The organism is Pseudomonas sp. TWP3-1 (genome assembly GCF_049896625.1).
Lineage (GTDB): Bacteria > Pseudomonadota > Gammaproteobacteria > Pseudomonadales > Pseudomonadaceae > Aquipseudomonas.
Genome location: NZ_JAFCUQ010000018.1, coordinates 37126 through 48769, shown reverse-complemented (window position 1 = coordinate 48769; position 11644 = coordinate 37126). Strand labels below are relative to the sequence as shown.

Below are 11644 nucleotides of genomic sequence, written 5' to 3'. Positions count from 1 at the left end.
GATGCACAGCTTGGTCCTCTTGCTCTGGCTGACGCTTTGCGCGGCACAGGACGCCCGCGAACGCCATATCGGCAACAGCCTGACGCTGGGCATTGGCGGGTTGGCGTTGATTTATCTGCTGGTCACCGGCAGCACCTGGCTGGGCGCCAACGCTGGACAGGCTGCCTGGGCCGTGCTGTTGGCGTTGGCATTGACATTACCCGGTTACGCGTTGCGCCGATTGGGCGGCGGCGATGTGAAATTAATGACAGCACTGGCTCTCGCGACGGACGGTCAACACCTGCTCGGCGCCTTTATCGGCGCCGCGCTGGCGAGTGCAGTGTGGATGCTGCTTGTGCCAAAACTCTGGCTGCATGCAAGTCAACGGCTTAGAGAACATTTACGAAATTTCAGCCCTGAACTGTCAAAAAAGCTGCCATTTGCGCCGTTCGTGCTGATTGGCACGCTCCTGACTGTGTTGTGGATCCATTAGTCGCCAGTCGCCACTACTGCTATGTACATAGTCGGAAAGTACGTCTACTTTCAAATGAGCAGTTATACAGCTATCGACTGGCAGTACAGGAATGGTCAGCTTTGGCCTGGGCATGGAGTGGCACGTGAACAAGTTTACGTCGGCAGTAAAAGTCTTGGTGGTCGACGATCAACCGTTGATCGTCGAGGAACTGTGTGAATTTCTGGAAAGCAGCGGTTATCGCTGCGTCCCTTGCGAATCCAGCAAGCAGGCGATCGAGCGTTTCAGCGAAGACGCAACGATTGGTCTGGTGCTGTGCGATCTGCATATGCCGGACATGGACGGCATCGAGCTGGTGCAGGCGTTGCAGCGCCTGGCCGGTAAACAGCGGGTGTTCGAGGCGATCATGCTCACTGGTCGCGCTGACAAGCAGGACGTGATCAAGGCGTTGCGTGCGGGGATTGCCGACTATTACCAGAAACCGGTCAATCTGGATGAATTGCTCGAAGGCTTGCAGCGTCAGGAAGTGGTGTTGCAGGAGCGGCACAAGACTTTGCAATTGGGACACTTGAATCAGAAGCTGCAGGATCTTTCGTCGTCGATCGATGATTTGTATCAGGATCTGGACAAGGTTCGGCGCGGGCCTGCGCCTTCCGAACAAATGCAGGGTGAAGGTGGTGAGATGCCGGCGATCTTTGCGCAGTTGTCGCCGCGTCAGCTGGATGTGGCGCGGTTGGTGGGCAAGGGGCAGACCAATTATCAGATTGCCTGTGAGTTGGGGATTACCGAGAACACGGTGAAGTTGTATGTGTCGCAGGTTTTGCGTTTGACGCATATGCATAATCGGACGCAGTTGGCTTTGGCTTTGTCGCCTTCTTCGGCTCGGCAGCGGGTTACGGCGCATTAGACTCGGCGGCTTTTGGGGTTTTGGGGGTATATCCGTTGCTGCGGGTGTTGCTGCTGACGGTTTCGCCCTGACGGTCGACTCCCTTTGGCAGACGCCCCAAAGGAAGCAAAGGTCTTTACCCTGACGTTCGGCCCGCTCGCTGGGGCTCGGGGTTCCTTCGCTCCGGGATTCATCCGGGGGCATCGCCTCCGGTTTGCTGCGCTGCACCTCCTCTCGATGTGTTTGGCTTCGCCAAACGGCGCTACGCGCCTGCCCCGGATGAATCCCTCCACTCAGCCTGCCGATGGGCGCTTGAGATCAAAAGCGGTACTTGAGCTAACGCTCATCGTGTTGAGTGGTGGTGGGGCAAGATCTGGAGCGGATTGGGTGGCTTTTGAAATTCGAATTCACATCGGTATTTCACGTCGGCGTACCTCTTCCAAACACCTCGGTCAGTCCCCTCTCCCTCCGGGAGAGGGTTAGGGTGAGGGGCTTTTGACTGTGGCGTAATCTCCGTTATCCCCCCGAGCCGCTATCCACTTCCCCACCCTGATCCTGATCAAAAAACTCCGGAATTTCGTGCGTGTAGCTCTTCAACCAACGTTGCATGCTCAGCTCGCGCTCGGTTGGGGTGCTGGTCTGCGGTTTGGGTGATGCAACTTTGTTGCGGCTTTGCAGCAGTAGCCAACCTTCGGTTTCCTGTTGTTGCGCGGAGGCGGGGCCGGGGTCGATGGCGTGGGCGGTCAGGGGCAGGGTGAGCAGGGTGAGACAGAGCGCGGCGGCTTTCATGGCGGGCCTCGTTATTGGAGCATCGCGGTGGCGGCTGCGGTGGTTGGGCTTGGGTTTTTGAGTTTTTCGGCGCGGGTCTGGGCTTCGCTGAATTGTTCGGGACTGAGGTTCAGGCGGCTGACCAGTTCGGCGGCGCGGGTCCAGTCGTCCTGGTACAGCAGCAACGTCACCAGGTTCAGTGCGGCCAGTTGATCGCCTTGCTTGAGTTCCATCGCGGTGAGGAATTCGAAGCGTGCGTCTTCGAGGCGCAGTTGGTTGAGGTAGACCACGCCGAGGTCGTTGCGGATTTTTTCGTCGGTCGGTGCCAGGCGTGCGGCGCGTTGCAGGTGGGCCTGAGCCAGACCGTAGTCGGATCGGGCGGCGGCGAGTTGGCCGAGGCCGTGTTCGGCTTCGGCGGCCAGGCAACTGCCGAGCAGGCTGCGATACAAAGGTTCGGCTTCGCTGCGTCCGAGCAGGCGGTAGACCTTGGCTTTGCGCAGGCGCACGTCGGCAAGGTTGTCCGGCAGGCTTTGCAGGTTGGCCAGGCTGGCGTGCAATTTGCCGTCCTTGGCCATGTCATCGGCAAGGGTCAGCGACAGTTGTTGCTCCTGGCTCAGTTGGCCGCAACTGACGTTTTGCGTCAGGGCTTGCCAAGGCGCTTGTCCGTTGGTGGCGCAGCCACCGAGCAGCAGCAGGGTCACACCGGCAATCATTGTTTTCATCACGATCCCTCTAGGAGCCCAACGCGCGCGCCAGGGCACTGAAGCCCGGGCCGGCGAGGACGATCAACAGTGCCGGGAAGAGAAATATCATCATCACGACGGACATTTTGGCGGACATTTTCGAGATGTATTCCTGCAGCCGTGTCAGGCGCCGGTCATCGAGCAACTGCTTGAGCGCGAGCAGCGATTTCATTGCGCCGCCGCCCTGCTGCAGCAGTTGCTGGAGGATCACGCAGGTGTCGGTGAATTCATCCACCGCGAGCAGGCGGGTGGCCTTGTTCAGTTCTTCGCCCAGCTCCAGCCCTGAATCGACGCGGGCCAGCACCAGGCGCAACTCCTCGGTCAGCACCGGCAGCAGCGACCGCGCTTCATGGCTGAGTACGCGCAGTGCCTGTTCCACCGCCATGCCTGATTCGAACAGGATGCGCAGTAATGGAATGAAGGTCGAAATCTCCGTGGCCAGTTGTTGCTGGCGGCGATTGGCGGCCCACGCCAGCAGGCGTTTGGGCAGCAAGTAGCCAATGCCGACCGCGAACAGCGGCGCGATCCACTGGCGTTCGGCGTTTGCAAACAGCACCCCTTGCACGAGCACCGCCACGGTCAGCAACAACAGCGGCGAGCCGATCTGGCAGGCGGCGAACAGCGAGCGCTGGCGGGCGCTGCGCCAGCCGAGGCGGTTGAGCAGCGTCTGGGTTTCGTTGTCGAGTTTCACTGCACGCTGGCCGAGGTTGCTGTCGCCGAGCACTCGCAGCAAGTTGCCGAAACGGTTGTCGCGCAGCAGGTCGCCTTCCAGGCGCCGGTTGACCTGTCTTGTGCGGCGGCGTTGATCGAGCAGGCCGCTGATCAGCAGCAGCGCTGCACCGAGCATCAACAGGGCGCTGATCATCAAGGGCATGGTCATAGGCTACGCAACATCCGCCAGAGCATCAGGCTGCCGAACACCTGCAAGCCGAACGCAGTAGCGAGCATCATCTGCCCGGAATGGTCGTTCCACATCGCGATCAGATAGCGCGGATTGGACAGTAGAAAATACCCGGCCAGCCCGACTGGCAGCAGCCCCAGAACCCACGCGGTGATCCGGGTTTCGCCGGTCATGGCGCGCAGTTGCCGCGAGGCCTGATCGCGTTCGCGGATCATCTTGATCAGGTTCTCCAGCAGTTCGCTGGCGTTGCCGCCGTAGCGGTGATTGACCTTCAGGCCGACCGCGAACAGGCGCAGTTCATCCTTCTCGTACAGCTCCGCCAGATCGGCCACCGCCTCCGGCAGACTCACGCCCAACTGCACGTTGCGCTGCACCCGGCCCATGGCGTTTTTCAGCGGATCTTCGCTGGCGTCGATGGCGCCCAGCACTGCGTCGGCCAGGGTGCGTCCGGACTTCAGGCTGCGCACCGTGTGGTCGAGCAGTTGCGGCAGTTGTTCGATCATCCGCCGCAGCCGCCGCTGGTAACGCCAGCTGATGTACAGCCGCAACCCCAACGGCGGAATCACCAACAACAGCAGCAAACCGATCCAGCCACCGAGGATCAGCCCGAGCAAAATACCCAGCCCCCACAGTAGCAACCACAGCCCCAGGCGCTCTGTCGGACGGCCGAGGCCGGCGCGCAGGAAGGCTCGTTCCAGACCGGCCCAGCGCTGGCTTTGTGTAGTGAGTTGCGGTTGCCCCTGATTCAAACGATCGAGTACGCGCTCGGTGCCGTTCTGGCGCCAGCCGTTGTAGAACAGGCGCAGTGACAGGCCCAGCAGCGCGAGGCAGATCAGGATCAGCAGCAGCGGTTTGAGCATGCGTCGGCCCTCAATGCGGCAGCGTCGGTTCGCGACGCAATTTGTCGCCGGCCGGGTTGATCGCCTCGCGCAGGAAGCCGAAGCCGCTGCGCCGGTCAAGCCGGAACAAGGTGTTGGTGACGTACACGTCGTCGCGCACACCGACCACTTCCACCACTTCGCTGACGCAGCGCCGGCCATCAGGCATGCGCGTCAGTTGAATGATCACGTCGAGCGCGGCGCAGATCATCTGGCGCAAGGTACGTTCGGCGATGGTGCGCCCGGTCAGGCCCACCAGCGTCTCCAGGCGCAGCAAGGCATCTTGAGCATTGTTGGCGTGCACGGTGCTCATCGAACCGTCGTGGCCGGTGTTCATCGCGGTCAGCACATCGACCACTTCAACCCCGCGAATCTCGCCGAGGATGATCCGGTCAGGGCGCATGCGCAGGGCGTTGCGGATCAGGTCGCTGGACTTCACTTCACCGTGGCCCTCGGCATTCGGCGGGCGGGTTTCCAGGCGTACGACGTGCGGATGACCGAGCTGCAATTCGGCGACGTCTTCGATGGTCACCAGCCGCTCATGCGGATTGATCAACTGGCTGAGAATGTTCAACAGCGTGGTTTTGCCGGTGCCGGTGCCGCCGCTGATCAAAATATTGCAGCGTTTGCCGACCGCTTCTTCGATGAAGTCGAAGATCGCCTGATCGATGGTCTGCATCGCCATCAGGTCGGTGCTTTTGAGCATGTCCTTGCGAAATTTGCGAATCGACAGGCACGGCCCGTCGAGGGCAATCGGCGGGATGATTGCGTTGACGCGGCTGCCATCCGGCAGGCGTGCATCGACCATCGGCGACGACTCGTCGAGGCGCCGGCCGAGCGGGGCGAGGATGCGTTGCATGACGCGCTCGACGTGATGCGCATCGATGAAACGCAGGTCGCTCAGGTGCAGCACGCCGTCACGTTCGATGAACACCCGGTGCGGGCCGTTGACCAGAATCTCGGTCACGGCCGTGTCGCGCAGCAGCACTTCCAGTGGGCCGAATCCGGTCAGCTCATCGACGATTTCTTCGGCCAGGCGCTCCATTTCGTAACGCGAAATCGCCAGGTGCAGACGCGCGATGTATTCGGCGACCTTGTCGATGACAAATTGCGCCAGCACCTGCCGCGAACCTTCCAGCAGGTTTTTTCCCGACTCTTCGATGGCGTCGATGATGTAGCGATGCAGCACCAGTTTCAGGCCATCGTGATCGGTGTTGCCGGTCACGGGGCGCTGCGGGCCGCCGAACAATTGCTCGCCGCTCATGAGGTGCCCCGCAAGCGGTTGAACCAGTTGACCTTGGGTTTGGCCAGACCTTCGGAGCGTTTCGCCAGACGTTCGCCGAGGGTACGCAGGCTCTGGCTGAGGGCTTCACGCGGCGCCAGCTCGAACAGACTCACGCCCTGATTTTTGGCGTTGAGGCGAATCTCCGGGCTGTAAGCGAGCACTGCGATGACTTCCAGACCGAAGGTTTTGCCGAGGGTGTCGGAATCCGGCGCAACGTTGCGCAGATAGCGATCGACCAGTAATCGGCCGTGGTCGAGTTTCATGCCTTTTTCGCGCCACAGATTGAGCACCGCCAGATTGCGTCGGCAGTCGAGCACGCTTTGATCGGTGTACCACAGCAACTTGTCGCAATGGCTGACGAAGGTGCGCAATGCATCGCTGTCGGGTTGCCCGGTGAGGTTCACCACGATGTGCTGAAAATGCTGCCGCAAGGCACTGAGCAACATGTACAGCTCGGCTGCGCTGGTGCGCTCCAGCGGTTCGTCGCCGGGCGCATAGGCGAGAATGCGCAGGCCGGCCTCGGCACTGGTGAAGGCGCTGTCAATCAGCGTCGCGTCGAGGCGGCGCAAGTGGCGCAGCGCGTCGCCGAAGAAAAACGAACTCTCCAGCCCCAGCAACGCGAGACTGTCGCCGCGCGGCAGGCCAAGGTCGAGCAGCAACGTCTGCTGGCCGCTCTTCTGCACCACCAGCGCCATGTGATTGGCGAGCAGTGCGCCATCGGCATTGCTCTGGATGCCATAGAGCACGGTCAGACCGCCCAGTTGGGCATTCTGCGCCACCGCTGGCAGGCGTTTGCTCAGCCGTCGCACCAGTCCGGCGACTTCACTGGAGCGCGATCCATAAGCGACAAAATCCCGCGCCCCGGCACGCATTGCGTTGAGTACCAACTGGTTGTCCATGCCGTCACCGAGGGCGACGATCGCCAGCATCGGCTTGGCTTCGAGCACGCCTTCAATCAGTGCACTTTGCGCCACCAGATGCTCACGATCCAGACCGACAAACACCAGGCTGGCGAAGGTCACATCAACCAGTGCGAGCAACTCGTCGAGGCTGCCACTGTCGGCATTGACCACTTGGCCGAGCGGCGCGAGGGCGCCTTGCAACCACTCAAGATCAGTGTTGTTGCGGGTGATGGCGAGGAAGGTCTGACTCAGGCTCTGGCTCATTGCGATAACCCGCTGCGTTTATCGAAGTTGCCGTTTTCCAGGAAGTACAGTCGATACCAGTTCGGGTCGTAATTGCGCAGTTTTTCCCCAGGCAGCGATGGCAGCGGTGCGTTGGCGGCCAGCGGTTGCACCAGGTGCGGGGTGACGATCATCAGCAGTTCGCGCTCCTCGCGGTTGATCGACGAGTTGCGGAAAAACGCGCCGAGCACCGGGATGTCGCCCAGTCCCGGAAACTTGTTCACCTCAGATGCGTTGCGGGTGCTGATCAAACCGCTGATGACGAAGCTTTCGCCATCGGCCAGGGAGATGCTGGTGTCGGTGCGGCGGATGGTGAACGCCGGCACTTTGGTGCCGCCAATGGTCACGCCATTGTTGTAATCCAGTTCACTGACTTCCGGAGCAACCTTGAGCGCGATGCGGTTCTGGCTGACTACCGTTGGCGTCAGCGTCAGGCGAATGCCGAACTCTTTGTATTCGATCGAATAGCTGTTGCTGTTGGCACTCGGCACCGGGATCGGCACTTCGCCACCTGCGAGGAAACTCGCGCTCTGGCCACTGATTGCCACCAGACTTGGTCGCGCCAGGGTGTAGGCGAAGCCGCTGCCCTCCAGTGCGTTGACGATGCCGAGGAATTTGCTGCTGCCGCCGCCCCAGACAATGTTGAACATGTCGTTGGCCAACGGAATGCTCGGTACCGCGATGCGCGGATCGGGCAGGTTGCGCAACGGCACAAACCCGGGGGTGACAGCCGTATTCGGGACGGTGCCCGGCCCGCCGAACAGAAAGTTGTTCGAACCCTTGCCATAAATCGATGTGCCGGCCTCCTTGAGTTTGGTGCGGCTGACTTCGACGAAGCGAATGTCGGTCTGCACCTGCGACGGCAGGATGTCCTCGACGCTGGCCGGGGTGGCCACGGCCGTCATCGCCGCGGTGGCCTTGCCTTGCACGAACACCATGCTCTGGCGTGGCGTGCTGGAACAGGCGCTCCAGATCATCAATGTGGTGGCGCCGGGGCCGACGCCGGTGAGTAACACCCCTTGATCGCCGGTCACGCGCACATCGGCAATCTTCGGATCACCGACCGCCACGCGGGTGATCGCCACTGGCGATTGCACTGCCTGTTGCAGGCCTTCTCCGACTTGCAGCACCGCCGGCAACGGCGTGAGCGCGGCACAGTTACTGGCGGCAGCGAGGACGCTGCCGGTTGAAGCAACGCTCAACAGCGAGACCCGGAGCAAGCCGAGGATCAGGGGCGTGAAGCTTTTGCGCATGAATGTGCGTCCTTGCTCGATTCAGGGAGTTGGGGCAACGGATTCAGTGCCGCGGATCACTTCCACGGCGGTTTTGCGCGGGGCCGGTTGACTGGCCACGCTGAGCGGTTTGGGCGGCGATGTGAGTGACAGTTGATTGAATTCGATCAGTGCGCGGCGCGGTGTATCGAGGCCTGCGGCGACGTTGTTGTCGCCGGCCCAGTATTTCGCCAGTTGTTGCTCATCGGCGCTGCGCACCGCGAGACGCAACACCCCGGCGCTGGAGGCCAGCATCAAGCGGTTGAGCAACGCTTCAGGCACCGCCAGCACCACGCTGCGTGCGGCGTTGCGCAGTTGTTCCTGCTTGAGTTTTTCTTCTTCGCTGCGGGCGGGGTTGGCGGGTTGGCCGTTGTTGGTCAGGCCCATCTGATTGCCCACGCTCAATACACGAACCGCAGGTACCACCAATTGCGCGGACGGCTGCGGGTTGCTCTCGTCCTTGCGCAGAAACAGCAGCACATCGACGTAGTCCCCCGGCGCCAGTTGGCCGCCAGCGTTGATCACTTCATCAACCGAAACCGCGAGCGCGCGTTCGCCTGGGCGGATCATCCGTGACAGCGGGCTGCCGGCTGCAAAACTTTCATCGGTCAACCAGGTGCCGGCGCTGAGGGCGCGCCATGGCGTGCGGCCGATCACTTGCTCGACGCTGCCCAGACTGCCGGCAGGCGCGGCGCGCAACTTTTCTACGGTGACGTCGGCGGCGCTGATTTTTACGAACGGGGCGATGTCGCGGAGCAGCACCACGACCGGTTGACGGGTCGGATCCTCCACCGGTAACGCGGCAGTGATGGGGGGGGCTGCGGGTTCAGCGGCGACGGTGACGACAGGTTCGGCAGGCGGAGTCTGGCGACTCAGTGTCAGGCCCCAGTAACCGGCAATGATGGCACCGAGCAGCAAGGCACCAGCCAGGCCCAGCGTGACGCGACTGTTCATGATGGCTCTCCCTTTCCCGCTGCACTGATGCTCATGTAAAAACCGTGACTACCAACGAGATGATTTCGCAATCAGACAGCTATGAATCAGTAACTATTTTGCTATTTGAAGGTAGCCCAGCCCGAACAAAACGCCATTAGCAACAGTGAAATATCCTCCGAAAGTAGGGGGCTAAAGCGCCAAACATGGTTTTTTGCGGATGTTTGGCGCGCTACTACTTTGGTGTTAATCCGTTCTTACAGTTGTCGGTCCGGGCATTGCCGACAATGCTGATGCTGGCACAGGGGAATCATGTTGCGAGCACGCAACACCCGGTGTCTTTCAAGGAGAAGTCGCTATGTCCCTTTCGAAAAAAGTCGTGCAGACAATCAAATCCCAAGTCGCTTTTTACAAAGGTCTGGTCAAGGACACCGAGGGCGCCTCGGGTATCGAATACGCAATCATTGCCGGTATGGTGGCGGTGGCGCTGGCGGTGTTTGTGACGCCGATTTCGGCTGCCATCACCACCATGTTCACCACCATTCAAAACGCACTCTGACCGGATGCTGATCATCGGCCGGCAACTTGCGAATGCGCCCAAGGGGTTCTAACGTCAGCGCTAAGTCCATCGCAGGGTTTGCCCATGTCTTCCTCACGTCCGCTCCGCCAGCAGTTGCTTCTTGTCGATGATGAGGAAGATGCACTGCTGGAACTGGCGGAGTTGCTCGAGGGGGAGGACTTCGTCTGTCATACCGCGACGTCGGTGAAACTGGCGTTGCGGCATCTGACTCAGCATCCGGATATTGCGCTGGTGATCACGGATTTGCGCATGCCGGAGGAGAGTGGCATGTCGTTGATCAAGCGGCTGCGTGAGCATACTTCGCGTGCGCATTTGCCGGTGATCGTGACGTCGGGGCATGCGGATATGGAAGATGTGAGCGATATGTTGCGGTTGCAGGTGCTGGATCTTTTTCGCAAGCCGATTTATCACGTTCGGTTGTTGGAGACGCTTGATAATTTGTTTCCCAAGGGGTGAGGGTTTGTGGTGTTGCTGATGGTGGTTCCGCCCTGACGGTCGGGTCACTTTGGCAAAAGCCCCAAAGTAACCAAAGGTCTTTACCCTGACGTTCGGCCCGCTCGCTGGGGCTCGGGGTTCCTTCGCTCCGGGTTTCATCCGGGGGCATCGCCTCCGGTTTGCTGCGCTGCACCTCCTCTCGATGTGTTCGACTTCGTCGAACGGTCGCTGCGCTCCCACCCCCGAATAAATCCCTCCACTCAGCCTGCCGATGGGCGTTTGAGATCAAAAGCTGCACTCGAGCTAACGCTCATTGTGTTGAGTGGTGGTGGGGCAAAATCTGGAGCGGGACTTTGCAGAATTTGAATTCACCTCGGTGGGGCACGTCGGCGTACATCTTCCAAACACCTCGGTCAGTCCCCTCTACCTCTGGGAGGGCTAGGGTGAGGGCCAGCTCTTAAGGCCGATCAAAGATCCCTCGAAACCCGCAATCCGCTCTGCATTCCATCCGCTTGCGTTTAAAAATGTTTTGAATTTGCCGAACCTTCCCACAGGGTTTTCAGGTTGTCCGTCGGACGTGCGCTCTCTAGTCTTTGGCTGTCGCTGCCTATCAGCGAGCAGGTGTGGAAACCTGAATTTCAAGTAGATGCATTGCAGCGCTACCGTAATCGTTGCCGACGTTGTCTTTCGTCTGCAAACTGCGTCGCGGCGGCTGTGCGTGGGCAGACTTCGGTCTGGCCGGTTGCCTACTTATCGGTTTTCCACCCTGCGTACAGCTGCCACCTTTTTGTCGTGTGGAAACGACGGAAGGTGGCTTCACAGCCAAGTAGGAGTTTTTATGGACAAGCTGATTCCCGATCCACCCGAAGACCCCACCACCCCCCTCGAAGAAGCCCTGCGCATCGAAGACCTCGCCCGCAACCGCGAGGCCATCAAACGCGCCCTCGATTTCTACCTCTGCCCAAGCCTTTCCAAACCCCGGAAGCCGAGCACCATGTTCATGGTCACGCCGAATATCGATACCGAAAGTCTGCTGGCCCACGCCTGTGAATCCCTGGCTTCGGCCAGTACGCTGGCGAGTAATTTTGCCAATCAGTTGAGCGGCGAGCAGCGGCATTCGGTCCTGGCGATTCAGCAGATCATCATGCTGGCGGAGTTGGCGGTGAATCGGGCGCTGGATCGGGTTGATCCGCAGACTTAAACATTCAGTCAGTCTTACCGCGTTATCGTTCATCGCTGGCAAGTCGGATCGCCGCCCGCAGCTCCCACAAGGTCATGCGCCATTTTGAAATACGCGCGATTCCTGTGGGAGCTGGCTTGCCAGCGATA

General features: G+C 60.5%; 13 protein-coding genes. 5 read left to right on the top strand and 8 right to left on the bottom strand.

What is annotated here, in order from left to right; genetic code table 11:
- Position 1 precedes the first annotated feature (1 nt).
- Positions 2-472, top strand: coding sequence for an A24 family peptidase (locus ACP7BN_RS21960; RefSeq protein ID WP_426206053.1), 471 nt, complete (start codon positions 2-4; stop codon positions 470-472).
- 91 nt (positions 473-563) lie between these two features.
- The gene (locus ACP7BN_RS21955) at positions 564-1358 is read left to right on the top strand and encodes a response regulator transcription factor (protein WP_426206052.1); all 795 of its coding nucleotides are present in this window, start codon (positions 564-566) and stop codon (positions 1356-1358) included.
- A 495-nt stretch (positions 1359-1853) separates the two neighbouring features.
- Here ACP7BN_RS21955 and ACP7BN_RS21950 read toward each other — a convergent pair whose 3' ends face one another.
- Genes ACP7BN_RS21950 through cpaB form a run of 8 tightly spaced genes read right to left on the bottom strand, consistent with a single transcriptional unit; the run spans position 1854 to position 9321 of the window.
- Entirely contained in the window at positions 1854-2126 is a 273-nt protein-coding gene (locus tag ACP7BN_RS21950) for a DUF3613 domain-containing protein (protein ID WP_426206051.1), read from the bottom strand.
- Positions 2127-2137: 11 nt separating this feature from the next.
- A complete protein-coding gene (locus tag ACP7BN_RS21945; RefSeq protein ID WP_426206050.1) occupies positions 2138-2827 on the bottom strand; it encodes a hypothetical protein in 690 nt (229 codons plus the stop codon).
- Between the two features lie 10 nt (positions 2828-2837).
- Complete coding sequence (locus ACP7BN_RS21940; protein ID WP_420647121.1) at positions 2838-3728, bottom strand: type II secretion system F family protein; 891 nt, start codon at positions 3726-3728, stop codon at positions 2838-2840.
- On the bottom strand, positions 3725-4609 hold the full coding sequence (locus ACP7BN_RS21935) for a type II secretion system F family protein (RefSeq protein WP_420647122.1): 885 nt from the start codon (positions 4607-4609) through the stop codon (positions 3725-3727). The genes ACP7BN_RS21940 and ACP7BN_RS21935 overlap by 4 nt, the downstream gene beginning before the upstream one ends.
- A 10-nt stretch (positions 4610-4619) precedes the next feature.
- Entirely contained in the window at positions 4620-5891 is a 1272-nt protein-coding gene (locus tag ACP7BN_RS21930) for a CpaF family protein (RefSeq protein ID WP_420647123.1), read from the bottom strand.
- Complete coding sequence (locus ACP7BN_RS21925) at positions 5888-7078, bottom strand: pilus assembly protein (RefSeq protein WP_420647124.1); 1191 nt, start codon at positions 7076-7078, stop codon at positions 5888-5890. The genes ACP7BN_RS21930 and ACP7BN_RS21925 overlap by 4 nt, the downstream gene beginning before the upstream one ends.
- Complete coding sequence (locus tag ACP7BN_RS21920) at positions 7075-8349, bottom strand: type II and III secretion system protein family protein (RefSeq protein ID WP_426206049.1); 1275 nt, start codon at positions 8347-8349, stop codon at positions 7075-7077. The genes ACP7BN_RS21925 and ACP7BN_RS21920 overlap by 4 nt, the downstream gene beginning before the upstream one ends.
- 21 nt (positions 8350-8370) lie before the next feature.
- The gene (gene cpaB, locus ACP7BN_RS21915) at positions 8371-9321 is read right to left on the bottom strand and encodes a Flp pilus assembly protein CpaB (RefSeq protein ID WP_426206048.1); all 951 of its coding nucleotides are present in this window, start codon (positions 9319-9321) and stop codon (positions 8371-8373) included.
- 337 nt (positions 9322-9658) lie between these two features.
- On the opposite strand from cpaB, the gene ACP7BN_RS21910 reads away from it, so the two are divergent.
- From ACP7BN_RS21910 to ACP7BN_RS21900, 3 genes are all read left to right on the top strand, one after another.
- The gene (locus tag ACP7BN_RS21910) at positions 9659-9859 is read left to right on the top strand and encodes a Flp family type IVb pilin (protein ID WP_420647127.1); all 201 of its coding nucleotides are present in this window, start codon (positions 9659-9661) and stop codon (positions 9857-9859) included.
- A gap of 84 nt (positions 9860-9943) precedes the next feature.
- A complete protein-coding gene (locus ACP7BN_RS21905) occupies positions 9944-10336 on the top strand; it encodes a response regulator (RefSeq protein ID WP_420647128.1) in 393 nt (130 codons plus the stop codon).
- A gap of 817 nt (positions 10337-11153) precedes the next feature.
- A complete protein-coding gene (locus tag ACP7BN_RS21900) occupies positions 11154-11516 on the top strand; it encodes a DUF6124 family protein (RefSeq protein WP_426206047.1) in 363 nt (120 codons plus the stop codon).
- The last annotated feature ends 128 nt before the right edge of the window (positions 11517-11644 follow it).

Bases quoted from the DNA above. Each gene is read 5' to 3' on its own strand.
- ACP7BN_RS21960 (WP_426206053.1), top strand. From the start codon at position 2: ATGCACAGCTTGGTCCTCTTGCTCTGGCTGACGCTTTGCGCGGCACAG.
- ACP7BN_RS21955 (WP_426206052.1), top strand. From the start codon at position 564: ATGGTCAGCTTTGGCCTGGGCATGGAGTGGCACGTGAACAAGTTTACG.
- ACP7BN_RS21950 (WP_426206051.1), bottom strand. From the start codon at position 2,126: ATGAAAGCCGCCGCGCTCTGTCTCACCCTGCTCACCCTGCCCCTGACC.
- ACP7BN_RS21945 (WP_426206050.1), bottom strand. From the start codon at position 2,827: ATGAAAACAATGATTGCCGGTGTGACCCTGCTGCTGCTCGGTGGCTGC.
- ACP7BN_RS21940 (WP_420647121.1), bottom strand. From the start codon at position 3,728: ATGACCATGCCCTTGATGATCAGCGCCCTGTTGATGCTCGGTGCAGCG.
- ACP7BN_RS21935 (WP_420647122.1), bottom strand. From the start codon at position 4,609: ATGCTCAAACCGCTGCTGCTGATCCTGATCTGCCTCGCGCTGCTGGGC.
- ACP7BN_RS21930 (WP_420647123.1), bottom strand. From the start codon at position 5,891: ATGAGCGGCGAGCAATTGTTCGGCGGCCCGCAGCGCCCCGTGACCGGC.
- ACP7BN_RS21925 (WP_420647124.1), bottom strand. From the start codon at position 7,078: ATGAGCCAGAGCCTGAGTCAGACCTTCCTCGCCATCACCCGCAACAAC.
- ACP7BN_RS21920 (WP_426206049.1), bottom strand. From the start codon at position 8,349: ATGCGCAAAAGCTTCACGCCCCTGATCCTCGGCTTGCTCCGGGTCTCG.
- cpaB (WP_426206048.1), bottom strand. From the start codon at position 9,321: ATGAACAGTCGCGTCACGCTGGGCCTGGCTGGTGCCTTGCTGCTCGGT.
- ACP7BN_RS21910 (WP_420647127.1), top strand. From the start codon at position 9,659: ATGTCCCTTTCGAAAAAAGTCGTGCAGACAATCAAATCCCAAGTCGCT.
- ACP7BN_RS21905 (WP_420647128.1), top strand. From the start codon at position 9,944: ATGTCTTCCTCACGTCCGCTCCGCCAGCAGTTGCTTCTTGTCGATGAT.
- ACP7BN_RS21900 (WP_426206047.1), top strand. From the start codon at position 11,154: ATGGACAAGCTGATTCCCGATCCACCCGAAGACCCCACCACCCCCCTC.